This window comes from Pedococcus sp., assembly GCF_036554925.1.
In the GTDB taxonomy this organism is placed as follows: Bacteria; Actinomycetota; Actinomycetes; order Actinomycetales; family Dermatophilaceae; genus Pedococcus_A.
The window spans coordinates 1-25,873 of the sequence record NZ_DATBMI010000122.1 but is presented as its reverse complement, the minus strand read 5'-3'; the positions used below and the strand labels follow the sequence as shown (position 1 = coordinate 25,873).

At 72.3% G+C, this 25,873-nt stretch carries 23 protein-coding genes, 1 tRNA gene and 1 pseudogene; 12 read left to right on the top strand and 13 right to left on the bottom strand.

Going from position 1 to position 25,873, the window contains the following annotated elements:
• Nucleotides 1–186 precede the first annotated feature (186 nt).
• A tRNA-Ser gene (locus tag VIB11_RS10245) sits at nucleotides 187–276 on the top strand.
• Nucleotides 277–443: 167 nt separating this feature from the next.
• Nucleotides 444–848, top strand: a complete 405-nt coding sequence (locus VIB11_RS10240) for a hypothetical protein (protein WP_332030902.1) — start codon at nucleotides 444–446, stop codon at nucleotides 846–848.
• Between the two features lie 67 nt (nucleotides 849–915).
• On the opposite strand, the gene ppk2 is transcribed toward VIB11_RS10240, so the two are convergent.
• Together ppk2 and VIB11_RS10230 are read right to left on the bottom strand one after the other, a co-directional pair.
• The gene (gene ppk2 / locus VIB11_RS10235; protein ID WP_332030901.1) at nucleotides 916–1,746 is read right to left on the bottom strand and encodes a polyphosphate kinase 2; all 831 of its coding nucleotides are present in this window, start codon (nucleotides 1,744–1,746) and stop codon (nucleotides 916–918) included.
• Between the two features lie 45 nt (nucleotides 1,747–1,791).
• The gene (locus tag VIB11_RS10230; protein ID WP_332030899.1) at nucleotides 1,792–4,575 is read right to left on the bottom strand and encodes a cation-transporting P-type ATPase; all 2,784 of its coding nucleotides are present in this window, start codon (nucleotides 4,573–4,575) and stop codon (nucleotides 1,792–1,794) included.
• A gap of 204 nt (nucleotides 4,576–4,779) precedes the next feature.
• Between VIB11_RS10230 and VIB11_RS10225 the strand changes: the two genes are divergently transcribed.
• A complete protein-coding gene (locus VIB11_RS10225) occupies nucleotides 4,780–5,907 on the top strand; it encodes an acyltransferase family protein (RefSeq protein WP_332030897.1) in 1,128 nt (375 codons plus the stop codon).
• 66 nt (nucleotides 5,908–5,973) lie between these two features.
• Here VIB11_RS10225 and VIB11_RS10220 read toward each other — a convergent pair whose 3' ends face one another.
• Nucleotides 5,974–6,237, bottom strand: a complete 264-nt coding sequence (locus VIB11_RS10220) for a GlsB/YeaQ/YmgE family stress response membrane protein (RefSeq protein WP_332030896.1) — start codon at nucleotides 6,235–6,237, stop codon at nucleotides 5,974–5,976.
• Nucleotides 6,238–6,392: 155 nt separating this feature from the next.
• Complete coding sequence (locus VIB11_RS10215) at nucleotides 6,393–7,646, bottom strand: AGE family epimerase/isomerase (protein WP_332030894.1); 1,254 nt, start codon at nucleotides 7,644–7,646, stop codon at nucleotides 6,393–6,395.
• 80 nt (nucleotides 7,647–7,726) lie between these two features.
• On the opposite strand from VIB11_RS10215, the gene ggh reads away from it, so the two are divergent.
• Nucleotides 7,727–9,070: a glucosylglycerate hydrolase gene (gene ggh / locus VIB11_RS10210; protein WP_332030892.1), complete on the top strand. Its 1,344-nt coding sequence runs from the start codon at nucleotides 7,727–7,729 to the stop codon at nucleotides 9,068–9,070.
• 56 nt (nucleotides 9,071–9,126) lie between these two features.
• Here the strand turns inward: ggh and VIB11_RS10205 are convergent, their stop codons facing one another.
• Entirely contained in the window at nucleotides 9,127–9,576 is a 450-nt protein-coding gene (locus VIB11_RS10205) for a pyridoxamine 5'-phosphate oxidase family protein (protein WP_332030891.1), read from the bottom strand.
• Between the two features lie 230 nt (nucleotides 9,577–9,806).
• Between VIB11_RS10205 and VIB11_RS10200 the strand changes: the two genes are divergently transcribed.
• The gene (locus VIB11_RS10200; protein WP_332030889.1) at nucleotides 9,807–10,376 is read left to right on the top strand and encodes a hypothetical protein; all 570 of its coding nucleotides are present in this window, start codon (nucleotides 9,807–9,809) and stop codon (nucleotides 10,374–10,376) included.
• Between the two features lie 96 nt (nucleotides 10,377–10,472).
• Nucleotides 10,473–11,399: a universal stress protein gene (locus tag VIB11_RS10195; RefSeq protein ID WP_332030887.1), complete on the top strand. Its 927-nt coding sequence runs from the start codon at nucleotides 10,473–10,475 to the stop codon at nucleotides 11,397–11,399.
• Between the two features lie 19 nt (nucleotides 11,400–11,418).
• Here VIB11_RS10195 and VIB11_RS10190 read toward each other — a convergent pair whose 3' ends face one another.
• Nucleotides 11,419–12,657: an acetyl-CoA hydrolase/transferase family protein gene (locus VIB11_RS10190; protein ID WP_332030885.1), complete on the bottom strand. Its 1,239-nt coding sequence runs from the start codon at nucleotides 12,655–12,657 to the stop codon at nucleotides 11,419–11,421.
• A gap of 209 nt (nucleotides 12,658–12,866) precedes the next feature.
• Here VIB11_RS10190 and VIB11_RS10185 point away from each other — a divergent pair, with 209 nt between their 5' ends.
• Nucleotides 12,867–13,217, top strand: coding sequence for an SPW repeat protein (locus VIB11_RS10185; protein ID WP_332030883.1), 351 nt, complete (start codon nucleotides 12,867–12,869; stop codon nucleotides 13,215–13,217).
• A 55-nt stretch (nucleotides 13,218–13,272) separates the two neighbouring features.
• Here the strand turns inward: VIB11_RS10185 and VIB11_RS10180 are convergent, their stop codons facing one another.
• The gene (locus VIB11_RS10180) at nucleotides 13,273–13,842 is read right to left on the bottom strand and encodes a hypothetical protein (protein WP_332030881.1); all 570 of its coding nucleotides are present in this window, start codon (nucleotides 13,840–13,842) and stop codon (nucleotides 13,273–13,275) included.
• Nucleotides 13,843–13,984: 142 nt separating this feature from the next.
• Here VIB11_RS10180 and VIB11_RS10175 point away from each other — a divergent pair, with 142 nt between their 5' ends.
• A complete protein-coding gene (locus tag VIB11_RS10175) occupies nucleotides 13,985–14,620 on the top strand; it encodes a cysteine hydrolase (RefSeq protein WP_332030879.1) in 636 nt (211 codons plus the stop codon).
• A gap of 69 nt (nucleotides 14,621–14,689) precedes the next feature.
• On the opposite strand, the gene VIB11_RS10170 is transcribed toward VIB11_RS10175, so the two are convergent.
• Together VIB11_RS10170 and VIB11_RS10165 are read right to left on the bottom strand one after the other, a co-directional pair.
• Nucleotides 14,690–15,265, bottom strand: coding sequence for a LytR C-terminal domain-containing protein (locus VIB11_RS10170; protein ID WP_332030878.1), 576 nt, complete (start codon nucleotides 15,263–15,265; stop codon nucleotides 14,690–14,692).
• Nucleotides 15,266–15,303: 38 nt separating this feature from the next.
• Complete coding sequence (locus VIB11_RS10165; RefSeq protein ID WP_332030876.1) at nucleotides 15,304–15,600, bottom strand: type II toxin-antitoxin system VapB family antitoxin; 297 nt, start codon at nucleotides 15,598–15,600, stop codon at nucleotides 15,304–15,306.
• Nucleotides 15,601–15,715: 115 nt separating this feature from the next.
• On the opposite strand from VIB11_RS10165, the gene VIB11_RS10160 reads away from it, so the two are divergent.
• A complete protein-coding gene (locus tag VIB11_RS10160) occupies nucleotides 15,716–17,317 on the top strand; it encodes a helicase HerA-like domain-containing protein (RefSeq protein WP_332030874.1) in 1,602 nt (533 codons plus the stop codon).
• Nucleotides 17,318–17,380: 63 nt separating this feature from the next.
• On the opposite strand, the gene VIB11_RS10155 is transcribed toward VIB11_RS10160, so the two are convergent.
• From VIB11_RS10155 to VIB11_RS10140, 4 genes are all read right to left on the bottom strand, one after another.
• Complete coding sequence (locus VIB11_RS10155; RefSeq protein WP_332030872.1) at nucleotides 17,381–18,304, bottom strand: AEC family transporter; 924 nt, start codon at nucleotides 18,302–18,304, stop codon at nucleotides 17,381–17,383.
• 81 nt (nucleotides 18,305–18,385) lie between these two features.
• Complete coding sequence (locus tag VIB11_RS10150) at nucleotides 18,386–18,988, bottom strand: TIGR03086 family metal-binding protein (RefSeq protein WP_332030871.1); 603 nt, start codon at nucleotides 18,986–18,988, stop codon at nucleotides 18,386–18,388.
• Nucleotides 18,985–19,989 carry a sigma-70 family RNA polymerase sigma factor gene (locus VIB11_RS10145; RefSeq protein ID WP_414695805.1) on the bottom strand — a complete coding sequence of 335 codons (1,005 nt, stop codon included), beginning with the start codon at nucleotides 19,987–19,989 and terminating at the stop codon, nucleotides 18,985–18,987. Before VIB11_RS10145 ends, VIB11_RS10150 begins: the two co-directional genes overlap by 4 nt.
• Nucleotides 19,990–20,056: 67 nt before the next feature.
• Nucleotides 20,057–21,964 carry a propionyl-CoA synthetase gene (locus VIB11_RS10140; protein WP_332030868.1) on the bottom strand — a complete coding sequence of 636 codons (1,908 nt, stop codon included), beginning with the start codon at nucleotides 21,962–21,964 and terminating at the stop codon, nucleotides 20,057–20,059.
• Nucleotides 21,965–22,212: 248 nt separating this feature from the next.
• On the opposite strand from VIB11_RS10140, the gene VIB11_RS10135 reads away from it, so the two are divergent.
• The 3 genes and pseudogenes from VIB11_RS10135 to VIB11_RS10125 all read left to right on the top strand — a co-directional run.
• Complete coding sequence (locus VIB11_RS10135; protein ID WP_332030866.1) at nucleotides 22,213–24,051, top strand: glycoside hydrolase family 3 protein; 1,839 nt, start codon at nucleotides 22,213–22,215, stop codon at nucleotides 24,049–24,051.
• Nucleotides 24,052–24,144: 93 nt separating this feature from the next.
• Complete coding sequence (locus VIB11_RS10130) at nucleotides 24,145–25,482, top strand: DUF1343 domain-containing protein (protein ID WP_332030864.1); 1,338 nt, start codon at nucleotides 24,145–24,147, stop codon at nucleotides 25,480–25,482.
• A 78-nt stretch (nucleotides 25,483–25,560) separates the two neighbouring features.
• Nucleotides 25,561–25,873: pseudogene (locus VIB11_RS10125) on the top strand (serine hydrolase); the annotation flags it as partial.

Sequence of the window (25,873 nt, the reverse complement as noted above, 5' to 3'; positions counted from 1 at the left end):
CGGTGTGGGACATCGTGCGGGACCGGCGGGCCAACCACCGCGTCGAGGTCATCAGCGGCGTCCGGGAGGCCGAGTGCTCCCAGGTCCTGCTCGACTTCTTCGCCCCGCACCGCGGCTGACTCCGGGACGTGTCTCGGGCTCGACCCGATTTCTGCGCGGGTCGGGCGCTCGGGTACATTGCTCGGCGGTGGCGTGTCCGAGCGGCCTAAGGAGCACGCCTCGAAAGCGTGTGAGGGGGCAACTCCTCCGTGGGTTCAAATCCCACCGCCACCGCCATGAGATGTCGAAGGACCCGACGGGCTTCCCGTCGGGTCCTTCGATGTTGCGAGCCCGGGATCAGTACTCCAGCAGGAGGGTGTGCGGGTCCCGGCGGGTGTGGGGAGGGCGAGGAGCTCGGGGTTCTCGCACGGATAGCCTGGGCTCCCGCCGCGAGGAGGAACGAGATGAGCGACGCTGCCGGCCCAGAGGACGGCGTGGGGGTGCTGCGCTCCCGGATGCGCGCCGACCTCGTCGCCGCGATGAAGGCCCACAGGCCCGAGGTGGTGGCCGCCCTGCGCACCGCGATCGCCGCGCTCGACAACGCCGAGGCCGTCGCGCCCGCGGCCGCCCGCACCGAGGCAGCCAGTGAGCACCTGGCGGGCACGACCGCCGGGGTGGGCTCGACCGAGGCCGAGCGCCACCGGCTGACCCTCGATGACGTCCGCGCGGTGCTGCGGGCCCAGGTTGCGGAGCGTGGCGCCGACGCCGATCGCTATGACGCGCACGGCCAGCACGAGGCGGCCGGCCGGCTCCGGCGCGAGGCGGAGGCGTTGGCCCGCTACACGCACGCGCTCCCGCCGGGCGGGTGAGCGGGTCCGGCGGCGGTGAGCCGGCGGCATACCCCACGCGGGCTCGGCCGGGTGTCGCGGCGGTGGGTCAGAACAGGCTCGGGATGAACAGCGACGAGTGGTCCGGCTCCTCGTAGCCGCCGGGTCGCTGGCGACGGGGCAGGGTCACGTCCTTGGGCTCGAGCGGCTCGTACGGCAGCTCGTCGAGCAGGTGCGAGATCACGTTGAGGCGCGACCGTCGCTTGTCGTCCGAGTGGACGAGGTGCCAGGGCGCCCAGGCCGTGTCCGTCGCGGCGAACATGGCGTCGCGGGCCCGCGAGTAGTCGTACCAGCGGCTGTAGGACCGCAGGTCCAGGTCCGACAGCTTCCAGATCTTGCGCGGGTCGTCGATCCGGCTCTGGAGACGGCGGGTCTGCTCGTCGGGCCCGACCTCGAGCCAGTACTTCAGCAGGATGATCCCCGAGTCGACCATCGCCCGCTCGACGGCCGGCGCGGCGTCGAGGAAGCGCTGGGTCTGCTCCTCGGAGCAGAAGCCCATGACGCGCTCGACGCCGGCGCGGTTGTACCAGCTGCGGTCGAAGATCACGATCTCGCCGGCCGCGGGCAGGTGCGTGATGTACCGCTGGACGTACATCTGGCTCTTCTCGCGTTCGTTCGGCGCCGGCAGCGCGACCACGCGAAAGACCCTCGGGCTGACCCGTTCGGTGATCGCCTTGATGGTGCCGCCCTTGCCCGCGGTGTCGCGGCCCTCGAACAGGATGCACACCTTCGAGCCCGATGCCTTGGTCCACTCCTGCACGGCGACCAGCTCGCCGTGGAGGCGACGGAGGTGCTTCTCGTACTCCTTGCGCTTCATCTTCGGGGGAGGCGTCGAGTCCGCCCCCGAGGGCCTGGTCCGCGCCTTCTTCTTGTGTGCCATGCCTACCTCCGGGCCGGGGTCGAGGAGCGTCGACGAACGTTCCTGTCAGCGCACGAGGTCCGCGACGGCATGCGCCGGCGCGATCGCACGAGCATCGGTGACCACCGTCGTGGGGGCGCGGCGGCGCAGCAGCCACTTGCGGGCCTCGACGACGACGGGCAGCACCAGCGCGAGGCCGATGCAGGTGAGCCACTGACCGCCCGTGAGCGCGGTCGTGCGCAGTCCGGCCTGGAGGGTCGGGAGCTGCGTCGCCAGAACGATCAACGTGACCGGAGCCAGGCCGATGAGAACGCCCGTGAGCAGCGGGGCTGCCAGCCCGCTGGCCGGCTCCCGGCGGTTGGTCAGGGCGTTGAGGACCGTGCCCAGGCCCATGACCACGAAGGTCATGGTCATCGAGGCGCTCGCGCGGTCGACACTCGGCTCGTCCGGCCCGGCGACCAGTGGCACCAGGGCCGCGGCGAACAGCACGACTGCGTAGAGCAGCCACGCCCGGATGGCCCGGCCATTGGTGATGGGGAGCTTCGGATCGCGCGGGGGTCGGTGCATGACGTCCGGGTCGCCGGGGTCGACCGCGATGATCACGACGCCCGACGCCGTGACGAAGATGAGGAGGAACAAGATCATCGGTGGTGTCAGTGCGACACCCTGGTTGATGTTGAACGTGGTGGCGGCCACGAACAGCAGCACCAGCGACAGCAGCTGCGTCATCTGGTACCGGATGTAGGACACGACCTTGTCGTAGACGCGCCGGCCGATCTCGACCGCGTGGACGAGCGTGCCGAAGTTGTCGTCGGTGAGGATCATGCGGCCGGCCTGCTTGGTGACCTCGCTGCCCGAGCCCATCGCGACGCCGATGTCGGCCTGCTTGAGGGCGGCCGCGTCGTTCACGGCGTCGCCGGTCATGGCCACGATCAGTCCCTGCCCCTGCATCACCCGGGCGAGACGGAGCTTGTCCTGGGGGGACACGCGGCCGAACACGTGCAGCTCCGGGAGCCGGCTCGCGAGCTCGTCGTCGGTCATGGCCTGCAGCTCGGCGCCACTGACCGCCCCCGGCCCCAGGCCGAGCGTCTCGCCGATGGCCCGGGCGGTGACGGCGTGGTCGCCGGTGATCATGCGCACGTCGATGCCGGCACGCAGGGCGACCTCCACCGCCTGCTTGGCCTCCGCGCGCAACGGGTCGATGATGCCCACCAGGCCGACGAAGTCCAGGTCGTGGGTGGCCGACATCGGGTCCTCGAGCGCCGCCGCCTCCGTGCCCTCGGGCAGGAGCCGCGCCGCGAAGGCGAGGACCCGCAGGCCCTGCTCGCCCATCCGCGCGTTCGCGGCCTCGATGTCGGCCCGTGCCTCCGCGATGGGGACCAGCGACCCACGCAGCGGCCTGCCGCTGCGGCTGCACCGGGCAAGGACGACGTCAGGCCCACCCTTGACGAGCTCGATGACGCGCTCGACGCCGTCGACCTCGTAGCGGTGAAAGGTCGCCATGAACTTGTAGTCGGAGTCGAAGGGCACCTCGGCGATCCTGGGGTAGGCGCGTCGCGTCTCCTCGGCGTCCACGCCCAGCTTGGCGGCGAGGACCACGAGGGCGGCCTCGGTGGGGTCGCCGACCACGGCGCCGTCGTCGGCGACCGTCGCGTCGCTGTCGAGCACCAGCCCCAGAGCCACGCGGGTGAAGTCGGGGACGGGTGTGCCCGCCGCAGCGGTGATCGTCCCGGTCTTGCTGTACCCCTCGCCCGTGACGTGGAACCACCCGCCGTCGGCGAAGAGCACCGAGACCATCATCTGGTTCAGGGTGAGGGTCCCGGTCTTGTCCGTGTTGATGGCGCTCGTCGCGCCCAGCGTCTCCACGTCCGTCAGGTTCTTCACCACGGCCCGGGCCTCGGCGAGCTGCTTCGCGCCGTAGGACAGGAGGCCGGACACGAAGGCCGGGAGCCCCGTGGGGATGGCCGAGATGGCCATCGCCGTCCCGAGCAGCAGCAGGTCGCCGGCCTCCATGCCTCGCGCCACGCCCACGACGACGATGAAGGCGACCGCACCCCAGGCGATGATGCCCAGCACCTTGGTCAGTGCGTCGAGCTCCTTCTGCAGGGGTGAGCGGGTGCGCGTCACCCCGGTCAGCATCGTGGCGATCTGGCCCATCTCGGTGTCCATGCCGGTGCTCGTCACCACGGCCGACGCTGTGCCTCGCGTGATCGCCGTGTTCTGGAACACCATGTTCGTCCGGTCGCCGAGCGCGACGTCCGGGCCCGTGAGCGGGCCTGCGTCCTTGGCCACGGGCGCGCTCTCGCCGGTGAGTGCGGCCTCCTGCGTCTCGAGCGTGGCGGACCGGACGATCCGCCCGTCCGCCGGCACGATGTCGCCGGCCTCGAGCTGGACGACGTCGCCGGGCACGATGTCGACGGCCGGGACCAGCACCACGCTGCCGTCGCGCAGCACCTTCGCCTGTGGCACCTGCATCTGGGCCAGGGCGTCGACGCTGGCGCGGGCCTTCAGCTCCTGTCGCGAGCCCAGCACGACGTTGAGCACGACGAGCAGGCCGACCATGACCGCCGTCCCCACCTCGCCGATGGCCAGGCTCACCGCCGCCACTGCGATGAGCATGATGTTCATCGCGTTCCTCAGCTGCGACAGGGCCACGGCCCACACGGACGGCGGCTTCTCGCGAGTGATCTCGTTCGGCCCGAACCGAGCGCGTCGCTCGCCCGCGTCGGCGGCCGTCAGCCCCGACGTCGCGTCCGACCCGAGTCCTGCGACGACGGCTTCGGCCGGCTGGAGGTACGGGGTTCGTGCCGAACCCTGGGCGCCCACTACCGCGGTCTCCTCCGAAGACATGTCAAGCCTCTCGTCGTCACGGAACCTCGACTGTCGCAAGGGGTGCCGGACGTCGCATCACCCCCAGTGGGCGATTGCCGCGGCCTCACGCTGGATCAGGCAGGACCGCGCAGACCGCGGTGGGCGGTCTCCACCGCGGGACCTTCCGCCCTGTGGAGGGGTCGGAGGGCGGCGCATCCTGAGGGTTGGGAGAGCGGGGATGTCATGACCGCAACACGCCACACCGTCGTCTCGCGCCAGCCTCGGCTGCAGTGGGTCGACAACCTCCGGGTGCTGGTGGTCGCCGGCGTCATCGTCGTGCACACTGCGACCGGTTACCTCACCGGGATCGCGGACTGGTACTACGACGAGCGCACCACCTCGCCGGTCTGGTCGACGCTGCTGGCCTTCCCGGCCGTCGCCGGGGGGCTGTTCGGCCTCGGGCCGTTGTTCCTGCTCGCGGGGTGGCTGTCGCCCCCCTCGCTCGCGCGCCGTGGGCCCGGTGGCTTCGCCCAGGGCAGGCTCCTGCGCCTTGGCGTGCCACTCCTGGTGTTCGTGCTCCTCGTCCAGCCGCTCGCCGACGTCGTGGGCAGCCGCCCCGATGACAGGCCCATCGGCTTCGCGGATGCCGCGGCCGCGACCGAGCTCAGCGTGATGTGGTTCGTCGCGGCCCTGCTCGTGTTCTCCCTTGCGTATGCCGCGCTGCGTCGACTCCGCCCGGCACGGCCGGCAGCCGGCCCGCCGAGGCTGGGACGCCGTCTCGTCGTCGCGGCCGCGGCGATCGGCGCTGCGTCGCTCCTCGTGTGGCAGCTGTGGCCGTGGAACTCGGAAGTGCTCCTCGCCGCCCGGCTGGGCGAGTGGCCTCAGGGCGCCGTGCTCTTCGCCCTGGGGGTGCACGCCGCCGAGACCGGATGGCTGGAAGACCCCCCGCCCGCGGTCGTCCGGCACTGCGGCCAGGTGGCGGCGACGGGTGGCATCGCGACGATCGCGCTCTTCGCGCTGCTCGACGCGCGCGGGGAGGCCGAGCCTGTCCTGAACGAGGCTGCCGGCTGGGCGACGCCGCTGTTCGCCCTGCTCGACGGCGCCGTCGCCGTCAGCCTGACGGTGTGGTTCGTCGTCTGGGTCCGGGGTCGGTGGCCGACGCACGGGGCGTTGGTCGGCCGGGCCGCTCGAGGGTCCTACGCGGCGTACCTGGTGCACCCCCTCGTCCTCACCGCGGTCATGGTGGTGCTCGCCCCGGCCCCTCTCGTCCCGGAGGTCAAGTTCGCGCTGGTGTCGGTGGCCGGGGTCGTCGCCTGCTTCCTGGTCGGCTTCGGCCTGACGCGGCTTCCCGGCGTCTCGAGGGTGCTCTGACGCACGAAGCCCCCGGTCGGCCGGGCACCAACAGCCTCGGCCCGGGCAGGCAACCCGCACGGGCTCTCAGCGGGGTGGGGACGCCGGCTTCTCGCCCAGGGCCCGGAAGGCGAGCAGCACGACCACCGCTCCCACGATCGAGCCGATGAGCCCGCTCGGCCGGATGTCGAAGCCGTCACCGGCGAGCAGGCTCGCCAGGGTGCCCCCGACGAAGGAGCCTGCCAGCCCGGCGAAGAGCAGCCGGGCCCAGTTGGGCTCGCCCCGGCCGACCATGAGATGGGCGGCCCACCCAGCGGAGAGCCCGAGCACGAGCATGGCCAGGATCAGCACGAGAGCACTTCCTTCCCTCGACCGGAGACGTCACCGCCCCCGGCGCGGTCGGTCGCGCCGGGCGGGTGTGCCCCACGCTTGGCGTCCACGGTGGCAGGGCAGGAGAGGCTCGCCATCACCCCGTGAGGGTGAGCGGCGCCCATCGCAGGCCCCGTTCAGCGGCGAGACAGGGCGCCGGCGAAGGAGGTGATCTCGCCCAGCGTGGGCAGGAGAGCGGCCTGGTAGGCGTGGTAGATGTCCGGCTTGCCCTGCCACAAGGTGGTGGTCGGCTGGAGCCGCTGGTCGAGGGCGTGGTGCCACGACCCGTGCTCCCGGTCGATGAAGTGCCGGTCGGCGTGCTCCCACCAGAGCGAGTACCACTGGAGGTAGCCCTCGTCGGCCGTGGCCGTCCAGAGTGCCCACGCAGCCGCGATCGCCTCGGTCACGACCCAGTGCAGCCGAGTGTGGACCACCGGCTGGCCGGTGAAGTCGGTGGTGTAGACGAAACCCTCGACCCCGTCGACCGTCCAGCCGACCCGTACCGCGGTCTCGAAGAGGCTGCGGGCGTCCCCGAGCAGCCAGGCGGGAGCGGTGGCCCCGAGGGCGGTGCGCAGGTGCACGGTCAGCCGCGACCACTCGAACAGGTGCCCGACGGTCGCGCCGTAGGGCCGGAAGGGGTCGGCCGGGGTGTCGACGTTGAACTCGAGCACGGGCCGCCAGCCGGAGGTGAAGTGCTCCGGGAGCAGCCACTCGTGCGCGCGGGCGAAACCCCGCACGGTGCGCTCGACGACCCGTGTCGCACGGTCGAGCCAGACCGCCTCGCCGGTGACGTCGTGGACGGCGAGCATCGCCTCGACCGCGTGCATGTTCGCGTTGAGGCCCCGGTAACCATCCAGCGTCGACCAGTCCTGGCTCCAGACCTCTGCCACCATGCCCTCGCCCTCGCGCCAGAAGTGGCCGTCGAAGACCGCGCTGGCGTCGTCGAGGAGGGAGCTCCCTCGGTCGTGGCCGGCGGCCCGGGCGCTCGCTGCCGCCAGCAGGACGAAGGCGTGCTCATAGGCGCGCTTGTCGGTGGTCAGGGGACCCCGCGGCCCCACCGCGGCATACCAGCCGCCGTGCTGGGGGTCGCGCAGCGTCGTCTCGAGGGCTCGGACGCCGTGGTCGAGGACCTGCCAGGCCTCGCGCCGCCCTCCCAACACCTCGAGCGCCGCGACATGGGTCATGCGAGCGGTGATCCAGGCCTCGATCGGCTTCTCGGGCAGCACCGACCCGGTCTCGTCCAGCCAGCCGAAGCCTCCGTCGGGGCAGACCGAGCGGTGCCCGAAGACCCAGAGGCGCTCGCGCTCGCGGGCCAGCCAGGCACGGTGCGTGCGCGTGCCGGGGCGGCCGGTCGCGCCGGCTGCTCGCTGGTCGGGTGACGCCTCGGTCATGCAGTGGCTCCGTGTCGTGCAGGGGGAGGGCGCGTCGGCGCGGTCAGCGGGCCCTGCTCCCGGACGATACCCTTGCCCGGGTGAGCGCCGTCTCCCCCGACGACATCTGGTCGCAGGCCGCAAGGGTGTTGCGGGACAACGACCGTGGCGACCTGGTGGTCGCCGCGCCGCGACTCTACCCCCACCAGTGGTCGTGGGACGCGGCATTCATCGCGATCGGCCTGGCGCGGCTGTCGGTGCCACGCGCCCTCGCCGAGCTGCGGGGCCTGCTGCGGGCGCAGTGGTCGACGGGGATGATCCCGCACATCGTCTTCTCGGGGGAGCCGGGCTACTTCCCCGGCCCGGACGTCTGGCGCACCGACCGGGCCGCCGCGCGACCCGCCGGGGTGGAGACGAGCGGGATCTGCCAGCCGCCGGTCCACGCCATCGCCCTCGCGCGCATCCTGGACGTCGCGGAGGCCGTCGGCGGTGATGACGCCCTGCGGGCCCGCGAGTTCGCGCGGGAGGCCCTGCCGCGACTGGCCGCCTGGCACCGCTGGCTGGGCACCGCGCGGGATCCCGACGGCACCGGGCTGGTGCAGATCCACCACGGGTGGGAGTCGGGGATGGACAACTCCCCGCGGTGGGACGACGCGTATGCCGCGGTGCCGGTCGACGAGACCGCCGAGCTGCGCCGCCAGGACCTCGCCCACGTCGCCGACCCCAGCGAGCGGCCCTCGGACCGCGAGTACCGGCGGTACCTGCGGCTCGTCGGCCAGCTGCGCGAGGTCGAGTACGACGACGCCCGCGCCTGGAGGGTGGTGGACTTCCGGATGGGTGACGTCTTCCTCACCGCGGTGCTGGCCGAGGCCGCCGAGGAGCTGGCCCGGGTCGCGGAGGCACTGGCCCAGCCGGAGGCCGCGCTGGAGCAGCGCAGGCTGGCCGAGCGCTCCCGCGCAGCGGTGCAGGCAACGGTCGACCCGGCGACCGGTCTCTGTCGTGACTGGGACGCGAGGGCCGGGCGGTGGGCGCAGTCCCAGTCGCTGGCGTCGTTCGTCGCCCTGCTCGCCGGTGCGGGCGGCGACGCTGCGGGCTCGACGGCCTACGAGCGGCAGCGGGAGGTCATGACCGGCCCGCGCTGGGCGGGCCACCCGGCGATGCGGTTCGCGCTACCGCCGAGCCTCTCGCCGGAGGACCCGGGCTTCGCCCCGCGGACCTACTGGCGTGGCCCGGTCTGGCCGGTCATGACGTGGCTGTTCTGGTGGGCCTTGGAGCGGGGCGGCGACGCCGACCTGGCGCGGCAGTGGCGCGCGCGCAGCCTCGAGCAGCTGAGCGACCTCAGCAACGGGGAGTACTACCACCCGCTGACCGGTGCGTGGCTGGGGAGCCGCGACCAGTCCTGGACCGCCGCCGTGGCGCTGGACTGGCTGGCCGTCGACCGCTGAGGCTGCCGGGGACGACCCCTGGGGCTCCCGGGGGGCGCGCCGAAGGGCGGCGCCGGTCACTCCTCGCTGGCGTGTGGCGCGGGCGTGCGGTCGCGGGTGAGGGTGACGGTGAACCGGCGGCCCTGGACGTCCTCGGGGTCGATCCGGATGATCCGCGGCTTGGGCCCGCGGTGCCAGGGGAAGAGCGGCAGCTCGAGCGACTCGATCGACTCGTGCAGCCGGGCGACCTCGTGGGCTTCTCCCTTGATCACCACGCTCCAGGCGACGGTGCCACCTCCCTCGACGCCGTCGACCTCGTAGGCGACCGACTTGCCGATGGTGCCGGCGAGCTTGGTGCCCTCGGCCGTCCGGAACACGATCGTGCCGCGGTCCACGACGTGGTTGAGCGGGAAGATCTCGGGCTTGCCGTCGACGACCACGGCGAGCCGCCCGATCGGGACGGACCGCACCAGCGCCCAGGACTGCGAGACGGTCAGGTGTTCCATCGGCTCGAGCGTCTCGTCCATCGCTGCCTCCCCGGGTGACGCGGCGGCTGCTCCGCCGGTGACTCGAGTCTGCGCCCCGGCCGCGGAGGGCGAAAGGGGCGAACGTCCCACGCGCGAGAGACGGGGACACCGCGCAGCGCCTGCGGGGGACGATGGTCCCGTGCCCAGCGTGCCCTAGTCCTCTGCCTCGTCCGCCCGGGCGGCGCGAGTCTGGAAGTGCCCACAAGGCACCCGCACAAGGAGGACTGGCCATGACAACCAAGCACACCGAGACGGGCCACCTGCCGGACCCGAACTTCGTGCACCCCGAGATCCTCGCGCCGGAGACGCGGTCCGCGAAGGCCTTCCGCTACGTCGCCGCCGCCCTGCGCCTGAGCCTCGGCTGGGTGTTCTTCTGGGCGTTCCTGGACAAGACGTTCGGCCTCGGGTTCGCGACGACCGACGAGAACGCCTGGCTCAACGGCGGCAGCCCGACCAAGGGCTTCCTCGAGAACGCCACGACCGGCCCGTTCGCCGACATGTACAAGAGCATCGCCGGCGACCCGTGGGCCGACTGGCTGTTCATGGTGGGCCTGCTGGGGATCGGCCTCGCGCTCCTCCTCGGCATCGGCATGCGGGTCGCCGCCGCCTCCGGCGCGCTGCTCCTCGTCCTCATGTGGACCGCGGTCCTGCCCCCCGAGAACAACCCCTTCATGGATGACCACCTCGTCTACGCGATGGTCCTCGTGGCCCTGGCCCTGGTCGGCGCCGGGCGCACCGTGGGGCTCGGGGCGGCGTGGGAGCGTCTGTCCTTCGTCCAGCGGCACGGATGGCTGAAGTAGCCATCTCTCGCACGAGCTCGTGGTGGCCGGGACGGCGCGGTCCCGGCTGCCACGGTGCATTCTGGACCTGAGGTCCGCGCAGATGAGGAGGACACGATGAGCACCAACTTCGCAGGCGTGGTCGTGGGCTTCGACGGCTCGCCCCCCTCGACAGCCGGTCTCGACTGGGCGGCGGCGGAGGCCGTCCGCAGGGGCCTGCCGCTGAAGGTCGTCCTGGCGGTCGAGCTGGGCACGGCCCTGCCGATGCCGATGGACTCCGGGGCGCCGTGGGCCATGGCCAAGATCGAGGGAGCGGCGCGCGAGGTCCTCGCGGACGCGGTCGAGCGCGCCCGCAAGACCGACCCGGGGCTCGTCGTGGAGTCCAGCCTCGTCATCGACACCGCGGCATCTGCCCTCGTGGACGCCTCGCGAACGGCTGCGCTGGTCGTGGTCGGCAACCGCGGCCACGGCGACCTGATGGGCACGCTGCTCGGCTCCGTGGCCTTCGGTGTGACCGCACACTCGCAGTGCCCGGTCGCGGTCGTGCGCGGCGGCTCGATGCGCGTCCCCGGACCCGACGCCCCTGTCGTGGTGGGGACAGACGGCTCCGAGCCGGCCAACGCTGCCCTGGACGAGGCGGCCGAGATCGCCCAGCGCGCGGACGCCCCGCTCCACATCGTCGCGGCCTACCAGGTCGCGGTGACCGGGTGGGTCGGTGTGACGCCGTGGACCGAGGTGTACCCGGAGGAGGAGCTCACCGAGGCCGCTGAGGACACCGCGAAGTCCACCCTCGCCAACGCGCGCGAGCGGGTGCGCCGCAACCACCCGGACCTGCAGGTGGAGTATGCCGCCGTGCGGGGCCGCGCGGCCGACGCCCTGGTCGAGCGCTCCAGGACCGCTGGTGTGGTGGTGGTCGGCTCACGTGGCCGCGGCGGGTTCCGCAGCCTGGTGATGGGCTCGGTCAGCCGCGGTGTCGTTCACGCGTCCGAGAGCCCCGTCGTGGTCGTCCACGCCCCGGACCGGGACTTCGACCTCGAGGCCTGAGTCGCAGTCTGGCAGGGCCTCAGAGGAGCCCGAGGGCCCGGGCCTCCTCGCGCAGCTCGTCGCGGACCCGGGGGTGCGCGGCGTGCTCGACGAGGTTGCGGGCCTGCGTCCGCTCGTCCAACCCGGCGATCCTGGCGACGCCCTGCTCGGTGACGACGGCCGAGTGCTGGAACGAGGTCACCGGCTCGTCCACGAGGGGCACGATCGTCGAGCAGTCCGCCTTGGGGTGCCACGAGCGCAGCGCCATGAACGCCTGCCCTCCGGGGGACTGCAGCGCCCCGACGGTGAAGTCCGTCTGCCCGCCGAACCCCGAGTAGATGCGGGCGTTGATCCGCGAGGCGTTCGCCTGGCCGAAGAGGTCGACCTGCAGGGCGGTGTTCACCGAGGTCATCTGCCGCTGCTCGGCGATCCGGGCCGGTGCGTTCGTGACCTCGGTGCGGCGCAGCACGACCCGCTCGTTGCCGTCGAGCCATGCGTAGAGCTCGGCGGTCCCGAAGACGAAGGAGGTGCTGAGCGGGAGGTCCGGGTCGAGGGCCCCGGCCCGCTCGAGGGCCAGGATTCCGTCGCTGAACATCTCGGTCCAGACGCGCAGCCCGCGTCGTTCGACGAGCCCGGCGATCGTCGCGTCCGGCACCGCCCCGATGCCGGCCTGGATCGTCGAGCCGTCGTGGATGGCGGCAGCGACCTGCGCGCCGATGTGCGCGGCCGTCTCGTCCGGCGGCGAGGGGGTGTGGACCGCTAGCTGCTGCTCGATCTCGACCGCGGCGTCGACCTCGTCGGTCGGCACGAGCGCGTCGCCGAACGTCCACGGCATCAGTGGGTTGAGCTGGGCCAGGACGAGGCCGCCCCTGGCGCGGACCGCCTCGATGGCGGCCGGGAGCACGTTGACCTCGGTGCCGAGCGACACCATGCCGTTGCGCGGGAGAGTGGTGTGGATGACGACGATGTCCGGCGGCAGGGTCGTCGAGAACAGCCGTGGTGTCAGGGAGAGCCGGCTCGGGACGTAGGCGAGCCGGTGGTGTCCGCGGAAGCCGGGGCCCACGAACGTCGTCTCGGGGATGACGCCCTCGTGCAGGGGCAGGCCACGCTGGGCGTTGAGCAGGTGCAGCCGCAGGGTCGGCAAGGCCGCGGCGACCGCCTCGAGCAGGGGCAGGGGAGTGGCGAAGTTGCCGCTGGTCACCAGTCGCGGCTCGCCTCCGTCGAGCGCCTGGACGGCCTCGGCGAGACGGACCGCCTCGTCCAGCTCGACGACCCTCATCCCCGGGCCTGCCCGGGATCCGGGGTGGCCCGACCCACGGTCTCCAGCTCGGTGCTCCTGCGCCCCCGGTGACAATGCGGCATACGGGGATCCTGCCAGCCGGGACGGGCGCGGCGCACCTCATTGACCACGTGACAGGGCGGGCTGAGAATTGACCTGTAGGCCCGCCTCGGATCGACGGACCCCGTTGCAAGAAGGGGGATCTCCCCATGAAGGAAAAGGTTCACCCACAGGATTTCGTCGCCCTCATCGCTGGCGCGTACGCCATCCTGTCGCCCATCTGGACGACCACCGAGAGCCGTGCCACGACCACCATGATCGTCCTCGGCGCCATCACCGTGGCCCTCGCGATCGTCGAGCTGGTCCGTCCCGACATGCTCCCCGCAGAGGGCGGAACGGCCCTGATGGGCGTGCTGTTCATCGTGTCCCCGTGGGTGATGGGCTTCGCCGACACCACGCCGATGGCGTGGACGGCCTGGATCGTCGGAGCGGTCACCCTGGCAGTGGGCGCGCTGGACCTGCAGACCACGCGGACACACCGCGCGGCAGCGTCCCACTAGACGGGCTGGTCCCTCGGGGCCACCGGGAGGGTCGAGGGCAGGCCGGCCCGATCGCCTAGGTCAGGCTGAGCAGGGCCCGCGCGTAGGCGCACTCGGCGTCGGGATCGGCGAACTGGTCGGTCCCGACGCCGTCGCGCACCGTGACCACCCACTCGCCATCGCGCTGGCTGAGGGAGAGGAAGCGGTCGCCGAGCAGGTCGCGCAGCTGGTCCTCGCGGGGCAGCCAGAGCGCGATGTCGAGGGGGACGGCGTCGAGCGCCCACTCGGTCGTGCCGTTGAAGCCCAGCACCGACTGGTCCTGGTAGTGGTGCAGCTCGATCGTGAGGTCGCTGATCCAGAACAGGTCGCCGGCGAGGTCGTGCTCGTCGATGGTGAACCGGTCGCCCGCCTGCGGCTGCCAGAGCACGCCGTCCGACGCGAGCCGGCGGGCCAGCTCGATCGTGATCATGGCCCCCACGCTACGTCGGGCGACGCCGTGCCGCCCCGTCCAGCCCAGCCGCAGGGCCGGCGCCACCGCCCCGAACGCGGCGTTCGCGGGGTACTGGTGGTGGCAGTTGGTCCACGCCCGGCCGGCCTTGGTGCCGCGCCCCGCCCGGTAGGCGCGGGCGCCGTCACGGGTCCTCACCCCGGCGCACCCACGAGTCGGCCACCTGGGCTCGGACCATCGAGCGCCAGGGGCTGTTCAAGGGTGCACGCGGTCACTAGCGTCGGCCGTAGGGGGTCGGAACCCCGCCCGCCCTTCCACGTTCGCCCCAGCTGGAGGTCCGATGGATCCGCGCACGACGGCAGTTGTCCTCATCGAGTTCCAGAACGACTTCACCAGTGAGGGCGGGGCGCTGCACGGCGCCGTCGCCGGCTCCATGGCGGAGACCAACATGCTGGAGAACGCCAAGGAGGTGGTCGCGGCCGCCCGCGAGGCAGGGGCGACGATCATCCACGCACCGATCTCCTTCGCGAACGGGTACAAGGAGATCACCGGCAGTCCCTACGGCATTCTCAAGGGCGTCGTCGACTCCAACGCGTTCGTCAAGGGGGAGTGGGGATCGGCCATCGTCGACGACCTCACCCCGGCAGAGGGCGACATCGTCGTCGAGGGCAAGCGCGGCCTCGACACCTTTGCCAGCACCAACCTCGACTTCATCCTGCGCAGCAAGGGGATCCGGACCGTGGCCCTCGGCGGGTTCCTCACGAACTGCTGCGTCGAGTCGACGATGCGGTCGGCGTACGAGCGGGGCTACGAGGTCGTCACCCTGAGCGACTGCGTGGCAGCGACGAGCAGCGAGGAGCACGCCAACGCGATCCAGTACGACTACCCGATGTTCTCCAAGCCCATGACGGGCAAGGCGTTCATCGACGAGGTCTCAGGCGGCCGGGCCGCGGGTGACACCTCGCGCGGCTACTGAGCGGGCTTCCCGGAGGCTGAGCCGCCCGCGGCGTCGTCCTCGTCGGAGGGCCGCTCGCGCAGCGACCGCTCAGCAGGCGGGGGTCGTCGCCGCGCGGCCCGGCGTCGTCGTCGTGGGCCTGGGTGCCGGTTTGGTGATGACGGGCTTGGGTCTGGACACCGGCGCCAGGGCGACGAACTTCTCGCCGAGGACGAGGTCGACCGAGGCATCCGTGCGCGCATCCCTGGCGGGCCTGGCGCCCTTCACGAGCGCGAGCACGAGCTTGGCCTTGGCGATGCCGGTGGGGCCGTAGCGGACCTCTGCCGTGCCGGCGATCGTCCGCTGGAGCGGGTCGTTGGCGACCGTGGCGACGACGAAGCCGCGCTTGCGGACCTCCGCGGCGGTGCGGGCGGCGAGGCCGTCGCGGTCGGTGGCGTTGTAGACGTTGACGGTCGTGGTCGCCGGCCGCACAGCCCCGGCGGCCGCCGGCGACGTGCTGCACGACGCCGCGGGTGCAGCGGCCGGGCGGCCCGACGCCTGGTAGTAGGAGTAGGCGTACCAGAAGGCGAAGAAGAGCATGAGAACCACGAGCGAGAGCGTGATCAGCGCGCGCCGGCGCCGGGATCGCCGCGAGCTCGAGGCGCTCGACTCGACGATGTAGCTCACCGCCACCTCCTGCCCCCGCCCCCTCGGCGGGCTACGGCCTAGTCAAGCACGAGGACGCGGGCGTGCAGGGTAGGTCGCTGCTGAAGCGCGGCGCGCAGTGCGCGGTGCAGGCCGTCCTCGAGGTAGAGGTCCCCCTTCCACTCGACGACGTGCGCGAACAGGTCGCCGTAGAACGTCGAGTCCTCCGCGAGCAGCTGGCCGAGGTCGAGGGTCCGCTTCGTGGTGATGAGATCCTCCAGGCGCACCATGCGCGGGGGGACCTCCGCCCAGTCGCGGACGGAGTCCTTGCCGTGGTCCGGGTACGGGCGGGCGTCGCCGACAGCCTTGAAAATCACCCGGCCACCATAGGCGCATGCCGTGCGGCGGGCATCGTCGTGCCCGCGCGGTGGGCATCCGCCCACCCGCTCGGGCGCGCTGCGGCGCGCCGGTCGCGACACTAGAGTGCCGAGCGTGAGCGACGACGCGCAGCAGCCGGAAGCCACGACCGCAGTGGCTGCCCAGGTCGACGAGATCCGGCGCGGATACGCCTTCGAGGGCGGCGCACTCGTCTTCGGCGCGGCAGTGGTCGACGGCCAGGCGCACCCCGACGCGCCGGTGCGGGTGCCACTGTCGACACTCAACCGGCACGGCCTGGTCGCGGGGGCCACCGGCACCGGCAAGACCAAGACCCTCCAGCTCATGGCCGAGCAGCTCTCCGCCCAGGGCGTGCCGGTCTTCCTCGCGGACATCAAGGGCGACCTGTCGGGCATGGCATCGCCGGGCGTGGCCAACGACCGCATCACCTCGCGGGCGCAGGACGTCGGGCAGGAGTGGACGGGCACGGCATACCCCACCGAGTTCCTCTCCCTGGGCGGGCTGGGCGCGGGCACCCCGATCCGGGCGACCGTGACCTCGTTCGGGCCGACCCTGCTCTCCAAGGTGCTCGGTCTCAACGAGACCCAGGAGTCCAGCCTTGGCCTGGTCTTCCACTACGCCGACAAGAACGGCCTCGCCCTGCTCGACGTCAAGGACCTGCGGGCCGTCATCTCGCACCTCACCTCCGACGAGGGGAAGGCCGACCTCAAGGCCCTCGGAGGGCTGTCGTCGGCGACTGCCGGCGTGATCCTGCGGGAGCTGGTCACCTTCTCCGACCAGGGCGCCGACGTGTTCTTCGGCGAGCCGGAGTTCGACACCGCCGACCTGCTGCGCACCGCCGGTGACGGCCGAGGCATGGTGACGTGCCTCGAGCTCCCTGCCCTCCAGGACCGGCCGCAGCTGTTCTCGACGTTCCTGATGTGGCTGCTCGCGGACCTCTTCCAGGACCTGCCCGAGGTGGGCGACCTCGACAAGCCGAAGCTGGTGTTCTTCTTCGACGAGGCGCACCTGCTCTTCGACGAGGCGAGCAAGGCGTTCCAGGACGCGATCGAGCAGACCGTGCGGCTGATCCGCTCCAAGGGTGTGGGGGTCTTCTTCGTCACGCAGAGCCCCAAGGACGTTCCCGCTGACGTGCTCGCCCAGCTCGGCAACCGGGTGCAGCACGCGCTGCGTGCCTTCACCCCCGACGACGCGAAGGCACTCAAGGCCGCGGTGTCGACCTACCCGCACACCGACTACGACCTCTCGAAGCTGCTGACCTCCCTCGGCACCGGCGAGGCCGTGGTGACGGTGCTCTCCGAGCGGGGCGCACCCACCCCGGTCGCGTGGACCCGGATGGTCGCCCCGCAGTCGCTGATGGCCCCCAGCGACCCGGCGCACGTCGAGGAGCTCGTCGCCGGGTCCGCGCTGGCAGCGAGGTATGCCGCCGTGGCGGACCGCGAGTCGGCCTACGAGCTGCTGCAGGCCAGGCTCACGAAGGTGCCGGCGGAGGAGCCCCGGCCGGCACCGGCTCCGGTTCCCGGGCCGTTGGCGAGCCCTCCCCGAGAGCCGGCCCGACGTCAGCCGAAGGAGGAGCCGAGCATGGTCGAGCAGGTCGTGCAGTCCAGCGCCTTCAAGTCGATGCTGCGCTCCGCCGGCACCGTCATCGGCCGGGAGATCACCCGGTCGATCTTCGGCACCGCACGACGCCGCCGCTGACCCCCTCGGGGCGATCGGCGTTGCCCACGCGCCCGAGGTCGGACTCGCCGCACGATCGTCGGGTCAGCCGAGGACGGCGGCGACGAGCAGGATGACCGGCACGGCGCCGACGGTGGTGATGAGGATCGTGTCGCGTGCCAGCACGGTCGCCCGGTCGTAGCGGGTGGCGTGGACGAAGATGTTCTGCGCCGTCGGCAGCGCAGAGGTGACGACCACCGCGAGCAGGGCATGGCCGTCGACGCCGAGCAGGTAGCGGGCGACGAGGAAGGCCACGAGCGGCTGCACGACGAGCTTGAGCGTCGAGGTGGTGGCGACCTCCGCAGCCGAGCCGCCGGCCCCCAGGCCCGGCCCGAGCCGCAGGGCGATCCCGTAGGCGAGCAGCATCGCCGGGACCGCCATGTTGCCGACGAGCTCGAGCGGGTCCTGCACCGCCGTCGGCAGGGTCCATCCCGTCAGGGCAAGGGCCAGGCCGATGAGCGAGCCCACCGTGAGGGGGTTGGTGAACGGCCGGGCCAGGGTCTGCAGCAGCCGGGGCCGGCCGGCGCGGGTGTCGGCGTCGAGCAGCGCGAGGGCAAGCGGCTGGAGGACCAGCAGCTGGAGCAGCAGCGTGGGTGCCACCAGGGCCGCGTCGCCGAGGACGTAGGAGGCGACCGGGATGCCGAGGTTGCCGGCGTTGACGTAGCTGCACGCCAGGGCGCCGATGGTGGTGTGGCCCAACCCCCGGTGCCACACCAGCCGGGCCAGCGCCGCGTAGACGGCCACCGGCACCAGCACCGCCGCCACGGTGGCGACGAGGTTGAGCGAGAGCACGGCGGACACGTCGGCCGCCCCCAGGGTGACGATCATCAGCGCCGGGCTGGCCACGAAGAAGGCCAGCCGGGACAGCAACCGCTGGGCGGACTCGTCGAAGACCTGCAGGTGGGCGAGCAGGGCGCCGAGCGCGATGACCAGGCCGATCGTCGCGAACCCGTCGAACACCCCTTGCACCTGCGTGATTCTGCCGTCCCCGAGGGCGGCTGCGTTGCCGGGTCCGCATCGTGGGGAAGCGTGCTCGCGCCCCGCCGGCGCTCAGCCGACTGCGGCGCTCCTGCCGGTGAAGGCCAGCAGTCGCGTGCCGGCCGGTGCGTGGGCGTCACACGTCAGCGCCGGTGCGAACCGGCCCGCCCGGTCCGCCTCCGTCACGAGCGCGGGAGCGGCCGCGAGCAGCTCTTCGGCCAGGGCCTCCGGAAGCGGCCGGTCCTGCCCGCACGCGCGGGCGACGTCCCAGCCGTGCACCGCGATCTCGAGGGCGCCGGTGACAGCGACGATCCCGGCGGGGAGCGTGTGGCCGCCGACGGTCACGCGGGCCCCCTCGGGCAGGTGGCTCCACGTGGCGAGGAGCCGGCACGCCTGGTCGCGCAGAGAACCCACGACCGCCACGCACGGCCCCTCGCGGTGGGCGACGGGCAGCGGCTGCAGGCCGACGCGGCCCAGGACGACGGCGTCGAGGAGCGCCTCGAGGGAGTCGTCCATGTGGACCAGGAGGGCGGCAAGGTCCCACTCGAGGCAGGGTGTCGGTCGCCACAGGCTGTCCGGCGTCACCAGGGCCAGGCTCGCCCGGGTGTAGGCGATCGCCCTTTCGAGCAGCTCCGTGCCGGCCGCCACGCTCGTGGCCTCCGGCGAGGCGGTCATGGCCGGTCGACGGGCGCCGGCGCCTCGGCGTCGAGGGAGTCCGGCAGGCCGAACAGCGGGAAGAGCCGCAGGTCGAAGAAGGCGGTGACGTGGGAGAGCGCGCCGTCGCGCACCTCGAGCACCTGGAGCTGGAACGGCTCGAACCTGCCGTCCCGCAGGATGTACATCCCGTAGGCGGGCTGGCCGTTCGCGCTCGTGGGCACCATGCGCAGCTCGTCCGGCCCGGCCGGGCAGTTGACGTCGACGAGCCTGCCGATGGCCTCCGCCCCCTGGTACCAGCCGACGAAGGGCGGCATCTCCCACAGGGCGTCGTCGGCGCACACGGAGACGATCGCCTCGATGTCCTTGCGCTCGATGGCCCGGGCGTAGCGGTCGAGCAGGGCCCGCTGGCCCGGGTCCGAGGGCTCCACGACGTCGGACTCGGACAGGCCGGCCCTGTCCAGCTGGGCCCTGGCCCGCTGCAGTGCGCTGTTGACCGAGGCGGTGCTGGTGTCGAGGGCCTCGGCCACCTCGGCCGCGGACCAGCGCAGCACCTCGCGGAGGATGAGCACTGCGCGCTGCCGTGGGGGCAGGTGCTGGAGGGCCGCGATCAGGGCGAGTCGCACCCCGGCGCGCCCGTCGACGATGCTGGCGGGATCCTGCGGGTTCGCGACCAGGGAGTCGGGCACGGGCTCCAGCCACGGCACCTCGGTCCGCTCGATGAGCGGTGCGTCGGGGTCGGTCGCCGGGGCACCGAGCCCCGTGGGCAGCGGCCGGCGGGCCCGGCCATCGAGGGCCGAGAGGCAGGCGTTCGTGGCGATCCTGTGCAGCCAGGTGCGGATCGAGGCCCGGCCCTCGAAGCCGTGGTAGGCGCGCCAAGCGCGCAGGAAGGTCTCCTGGACGAGGTCCTCCGCGTCATGCGTCGAGCCCATCATCCGGTAGCAGTGTGCGAACAGCTCCCGCCGGTAGGCCTCAGCCTCCGTGAGGAAGTCGTCCGCCACCCGGGTCTCGGTCACACTCATGACTGTACTGACGTCGGCCGGTGCGCGAACTCATCGCGCGAACGACGATGAGATCTGGGTGGGCTGGTCAGCCCCGCGGACGCAGCACCGGGCCCAGCGCGTCGAGGACCCCCGCGTCCTCGATCGTCCCGGGGACGGCCGGGGTCCGGCCGTCGGCGATCTCGCGCATCGTCTTGCGCAGGATCTTCCCGGAGCGCGTCTTCGGCAGCGCGCCGACGATGTCGACCTGGTGCAGCGCGGCCACGGCGCCGACCTCGTCCCGCACCCGCTGCACCAGCTCGGCGCGGATCCGCTCGCCGTCGGCAGTGGCGTCGATGCCGGACTTCACGACCACCAGGGCCCGGGGCACCTGGCCCTTGAGCTCGTCGGCCACCCCGATGACCGCGCACTCGGCGACCGCCTCGTGCCCCGCCAGGGCCGCCTCGATGGCGCCGGTCGACAGCCGGTGGCCGGCGACGTTGAGCACGTCGTCGGTGCGACCCATGACGAAGAGGTAGCCGTCCTCGTCGACGCGCCCGCCGTCGCCGGTGAGGTAGTACCCGTCGAACGCGCTGAGGTAGCCGCCGACGTACCGCTCGTCGTCCTGCCACAGCGTCGGGAGCGTGCCCGGGGGAAGGGGGAGCCGGAGGCAGATGGCGCCTTCGGTGCCGGCAGGCACCGGTGAGCCGTGCTCGTCGAGCACCTCCACGGCATACCCGGGCAGGGGCACCGACGGAGAGCCCGGCTTGACCGGCATCGGCTCGAGGCCGCGGGGGTTGGCGGCGATGGGCCACCCGGTCTCGGTCTGCCACCAGTTGTCGATGACGGGCACGCCCAGCACCTTCGTGGCCCACTCGTAGGTGTCCGGGTCCAGGCGCTCGCCGGCGAGGAAGACGGTCTCGAGGGTGGACAGGTCGTAGCCCTGCATCAGCTCGCCGCCCGGGTCGTCGCGCTTGATCGCGCGGTAGGCGGTCGGCGCCGTGAACATCGCCTTGACGCCGTGGTCGCTGATGACGCGCCAGAAGGCGCCGGCGTCCGGGGTGCCCACCGGCTTGCCCTCGTAGAGCACCGTCGTCGCCCCCGTCAGCAGGGGTGCGTAGACGATGTACGAGTGCCCGACCACCCAGCCGACGTCGCTGGCCGTGAACCACACGTCGCCGGGGCCGATGCCGTAGACGTTCTCCATCGACCACCGCAGCGCGACGGCGTGGCCCCCGTTGTCGCGCACGATCCCCTTCGGCCGGCCCGTGGTGCCCGACGTGTAGAGGACGTACAGCGGGTCGGTGGCCGCGACCTCGACGCACCCGGCCGGCTCGGCGTCGGCGACGAGCTCGTGCCAGTCGATCTCCTCCCAGTCCGTGTCGCGCTCACCGACCGCGGCGCGAGCCTGCTCACGCTGCAGCACGATGACGGACTCCGGCTTGTGGCTGCTGCGGTCCAGAGCGGCGTCCAGCATCGGCTTGTACTCGACCACCCGCGTCGGCTCGATGCCGCAGGAGGCGGTGACGACCACCACGGGTGCCGCGTCCTCGATCCGCACCGACAGCTCGGCCGGGGCGAACCCGCCGAAGACGACCGAGTGGATCGCGCCCAGCCGGGCGCAGGCGAGCATCGCGACGACGGCCTCCGGCACCATCGGCATGTAGATGACGACCCGGTCGCCCTTCTCGACGCCCAGCGAGCTCAGCGCGCCGGCGAAGGTTGCGACCTCGTCCAGCAGCCCGGCATACGTGATGGTCCGCCTGGCCCCGGTGACCGGGCTGTCGTAGAGCACCGCCGCCTGGTCGCCGCGCCCTGCCGCGACGTGTCGGTCGAGGGCGTTGAAGCAGGTGTTCAGCGTGCCTCCGGTGAACCACCGGTAGAACGGCGGGCGGTCGTCGTCCAGCACGCGAGGCGGCGGGGTGGTCCAGTCGATGGCCTCCGCCGCGCGACCCCAGAACGCCGTGGGGTCCTCGAGGCTCTCCCGGTATGCCGCTGCGTAGGCGCTGTCAGTCATGTCGTCATCGTGGGGGGTGGGCAGCGCCTCCGCCAGAGGTTGGGCCGTTCCGTGCGGTGGAGCCCACGTGTGCGACGACGAGCGGTCACCGTCGTGCGACCCGTGACGGGCCTCGTGGGCATGCGGGACTTGACGCTCTCTTGACCAAACCCTGACGCGACGGGTCATTGCCCACACCCGCACGACGTAGGTAAATTCCAAAGCGGTACAGAAGTGCGTCAATGGTTCACAATGTCGTGGAGGTCCCCATGCCCAGGTCCGCACCCAGTCGCCGCAGTGTTCTCGCAGGGGTCACGGCGACCGCCCTGCTCGGGGCCGGGGTCCTGCCGTCCCTGGCCTCCGCGGCCTCGGCGGCACCAGCGCAGGGTGCAGTGGTGTCGGGCGAGCACGGCTGGGTCACGTCGACGCTGGCGCGGATGACGCTCGAGCAGAAGGTCGGGCAGCTGTTCATCCAGAACGTCTACGGGTCCGACGCCACGACCCCCGACGCTCGCAACGTCCCGCTGTACGGCGTGGCCACCCCCGCCGAGGTCGTGCAGAAGTACCACCTGGGCGGCGTCATCTACTTCGCGTGGACCGACAGCGTGAAGAACCCCGACCAGATCACGGCGCTGTCCAACGGCCTCCAGAAGGCGTCGCTCGAGCAGGACGCCGAGGCGCCCCGGGTCGGCGTGCCCCTGCAGGTCGCGATCGACCAGGAGCAGGGCGTCGTCACCCGTATCGGCCCGCCCGCGACGCAGTTTCCCGGCTCGATGGCCCTCGGTGCGGGCCGCAGCGTGGACGACGCGCGCGCCGCTGCCGGCATCACGGGCGAGGAGCTGCGTGCCATGGGTGTCAACACCAACTTCGCCCCGGTCGCGGACGTCAACGTCAACGCCCTCAACCCGGTGATCGGCACCCGGTCGTTCTCCTCCGACCCGGCCCTCGCCGCGCAGATGGTGGGCGCGCAGGTGGCCGGCTACCAGCAGGACGGTGACGTCTCCACGTCGGCGAAGCACTTCCCCGGCCACGGCGACACCGCCACCGACAGCCACGTGGCCTTCCCGGTCATCACGCACACCCGCGATCAGTGGGAGCGGATGGACGCGCCGCCGTTCAAGGCGGCGATCGCCGAGGGCATCGACATGATCATGACGGCCCACCTGGCCTTCCCGGCGCTCGACGACTCCGGCGACCCCGCGACGCTGAGCAAGCCGATCATGACCGGCGTGCTGCGTGAGGAGCTCGGCTTCGAGGGCGTCATCGTCACCGACTCGCTCGGCATGCAGGGCGTCCGGGACCGCTACGGCGACGCCGAGGTCGCCGTGCGCGCGCTGGAGGCGGGCGTCGACCAGCTGCTCATGACCCCGGCCATGGACGAGGCGTATGCCGCGGTGCTGGCGGCCGTGCGCAGCGGCCGGATCAGCGAGGCTGCCCTGCACGAGAAGGTGCGGCGCGTCCTGTCGCTGAAGTACCAGCGGGGCCTCGTCGCCCGCCCGTACGCCGACCCGGCCGGCGTCGCATCGGTGGTCGGGACCCCGGAGCACCTCGCCACCGCCGACGCGATCACGGACCGCACCACCACCCTGGTGAAGAACGACCAGACCACCCTGCCGCTGTCCGTCGGCGGGAAGAAGGTGCTCGTCGCCGGGTACGGCGTCGGTGTCACCTCGACCCTGGCCGGTGCCTTCGACGCGCAGGGCGCGACGTCGACGGTGCGCCAGACCGGCACCTCACCCACGGACGCCCAGGTCGCCGACGCCGTCGCGGCGGCACAGGCCAGCGACGCCGTGGTCGTCTCCACGATGAAGGCCTGGGACACCAAGGTCACCGACAAGCGCGGCGGCCAGCAGAAGCTGGTCAAGGCCCTGCTCGCGACGGGCAAGCCGGTGGTCGTGGTCGCCACCCGCGACCCCTACGACATCGCGTACTTCACCGACGCGCCGACCTACCTGGCGACCTACTCGTACAGCCCGGTCGCCATCGACGCCGTGGCCCGCGTCATCACGGGGCAGGTGGCCCCCAGCGGGAAGCTTCCGGTCAGCATCCCGGTGGCGGGGGACCCGACCAGGGTGCTCTACCCGTTCGGCCACGGCCTGGGCTACTGACGCCTCACCCCATCGCGGTTCGGGGTATTGCCGCGGGCTATTGCGCTCGCTAATACCCCGAACCGCGCAGAGACAGACTCGGAGGACACCGACATGACCAGCCTCAACCGCCGCCAGCTCCTGACCGCAGGCGCCCTCGGCGCCGCTGCCGTGCCACTGGCGGCCACCACCTCGCAGGCCGCCACCCGCCCGGCCGTGTCGCCGGCCGCTGCTGCGGGACGGGCCACCTACCCGTCGCGACCGGTGACCCCGGGCGCCGACCGCGCCGCGGCCGAGGGCTGGTCCGCCCTCGCGGGCCGCAAGGTCGGCATCATCACCAACCCGACCGGCATCCTCACGAACCTGCGGACCATCGTCGACGAGATGCACGAGGCCGGATCGGTCGACATCAGGGGCGTGTTCGGTCCCGAGCACGGCTTCCGGGGCACGGCGCAGGCCGGTGACTCCGAAGGCACGCACACCGACCCGCGCACCGGCATCACGGTCTACGACGCCTACGGCGCCGGCACCGACAAGATGGCCTCGATGTTCCGCACCGCCGGGGTCGACACGGTCGTCTTCGACATCCAGGACGCCGGCGCCCGCTTCTACACCTACATCTGGACGATGTACACGGCCATGAAGGCCGCGGTGCAGACCGGGGCCCGGTTCGTGGTGCTCGACCGTCCCAACCCCATCGGGGGCACGGCCCGCGGGCCGATGATGACCACCGCCTACACCTCGGGCGTGGGGGCCAAGGAGATCGTCCAGGCGCACGGCATGACGGTCGGGGAGCTGGCCCGGTTCTTCGACGGCGAGTTCCTCGAGGCGGAGGTCGGCGCCCGGCTCACCGAGCTGCAGGTCGTCGAGGTGAGCGGCTGGCGCCGCGACATGCCGTATGCCGCGACCGGGCTCCCGTGGGTCATGCCGAGCCCCAACATGCCCACCCCCGACACCGCGCTGGTCTACCCCGGCACCGGGATGTTCGAGGGCACCAGCCTCTCCGAGGGCCGCGGCACCACGCGCCCGTTCGAGCTGGTGGGCGCGCCGTTCGTCGACTACCGCTGGGCCGAGCGCCTCGCCGGCCTCGACCTGCCGGGCGTGGGTTTCCGCGAGGCCTACTTCAACCCGACGTTCAGCAAGCACCAGGGCAAGGTCTGTGGTGGCGTGCAGGTGCACATCACCGACCCGCGCACCTTCGACCCGATGCGGGTCGGCGTGGAGATGCTGGTCGCTGCCCGGGCGCTCTACACCGACTTCGCGTGGCGCAAGGACACCTGGGACGCGGCCCGGCCGTACTGGATCGACAAGCTGACCGGCTCCACGAGGCTGCGCGACCAGATCACGGCCGGCGCCTCCGCCGACGAGGTCGTGGGTGCCTGGCGCGACGAGCTCGCCGCGTTCGACCGTCGCCGCCAGCAGTACCTCATCTACCGCGGCCCGGCCGCCTGACCTGGAAGAGCAGGGGAAGAGCAGATGCGGGTGCGAGCCCTGGCTGCCGCCGTCGCGGTCGGTAGCGTCCTCACCACCATGACGACAGCGACCGCCGCGACGGCCGACGACTTCAGCAAGCCGTTCCAGGGCTTCGCCCCCGCGAACACCGTGCTGCGCGACGCCACCCCGCAGGCGGTGGGCCTCGACCCGGCGCCCATCGAGGACGCCGTGGCACAGGTCCGTGGGCACGAGCAGGCGCCCGAGGGTGGGCACCCCCTGTATGCCGGCGCCGTGGCTGTGATGGGCCACGACGGCGCCGTCGTGGCGAAGGACGCCAGTGGCTTCGCGCTCCGCTACGCGAACGCCACGACGGAGCTGCCCCGCGAGCAGTGGGTCCCGATGCGCGAGG

What these genes read in the sequence shown, in the direction of transcription:
- VIB11_RS10145 (WP_414695805.1), bottom strand. Translation starts at nt 19,989, where the DNA reads ATGAGTGTGACCGAGACCCGGGTGGCGGACGACTTCCTCACGGAGGCT.
- ppk2 (WP_332030901.1), bottom strand. Translation starts at nt 1,746, where the DNA reads ATGGCACACAAGAAGAAGGCGCGGACCAGGCCCTCGGGGGCGGACTCG.
- VIB11_RS10240 (WP_332030902.1), top strand. Translation starts at nt 444, where the DNA reads ATGAGCGACGCTGCCGGCCCAGAGGACGGCGTGGGGGTGCTGCGCTCC.
- VIB11_RS10150 (WP_332030871.1), bottom strand. Translation starts at nt 18,988, where the DNA reads ATGACCGCCTCGCCGGAGGCCACGAGCGTGGCGGCCGGCACGGAGCTG.
- VIB11_RS10205 (WP_332030891.1), bottom strand. Translation starts at nt 9,576, where the DNA reads ATGGACGAGACGCTCGAGCCGATGGAACACCTGACCGTCTCGCAGTCC.
- VIB11_RS10230 (WP_332030899.1), bottom strand. Translation starts at nt 4,575, where the DNA reads ATGTCTTCGGAGGAGACCGCGGTAGTGGGCGCCCAGGGTTCGGCACGA.
- VIB11_RS10135 (WP_332030866.1), top strand. Translation starts at nt 22,213, where the DNA reads ATGCCCAGGTCCGCACCCAGTCGCCGCAGTGTTCTCGCAGGGGTCACG.
- VIB11_RS10200 (WP_332030889.1), top strand. Translation starts at nt 9,807, where the DNA reads ATGACAACCAAGCACACCGAGACGGGCCACCTGCCGGACCCGAACTTC.
- VIB11_RS10140 (WP_332030868.1), bottom strand. Translation starts at nt 21,964, where the DNA reads ATGACTGACAGCGCCTACGCAGCGGCATACCGGGAGAGCCTCGAGGAC.
- VIB11_RS10225 (WP_332030897.1), top strand. Translation starts at nt 4,780, where the DNA reads ATGACCGCAACACGCCACACCGTCGTCTCGCGCCAGCCTCGGCTGCAG.
- VIB11_RS10175 (WP_332030879.1), top strand. Translation starts at nt 13,985, where the DNA reads ATGGATCCGCGCACGACGGCAGTTGTCCTCATCGAGTTCCAGAACGAC.
- VIB11_RS10130 (WP_332030864.1), top strand. Translation starts at nt 24,145, where the DNA reads ATGACCAGCCTCAACCGCCGCCAGCTCCTGACCGCAGGCGCCCTCGGC.
- VIB11_RS10185 (WP_332030883.1), top strand. Translation starts at nt 12,867, where the DNA reads ATGAAGGAAAAGGTTCACCCACAGGATTTCGTCGCCCTCATCGCTGGC.
- VIB11_RS10215 (WP_332030894.1), bottom strand. Translation starts at nt 7,646, where the DNA reads ATGACCGAGGCGTCACCCGACCAGCGAGCAGCCGGCGCGACCGGCCGC.
- VIB11_RS10195 (WP_332030887.1), top strand. Translation starts at nt 10,473, where the DNA reads ATGAGCACCAACTTCGCAGGCGTGGTCGTGGGCTTCGACGGCTCGCCC.
- VIB11_RS10190 (WP_332030885.1), bottom strand. Translation starts at nt 12,657, where the DNA reads ATGAGGGTCGTCGAGCTGGACGAGGCGGTCCGTCTCGCCGAGGCCGTC.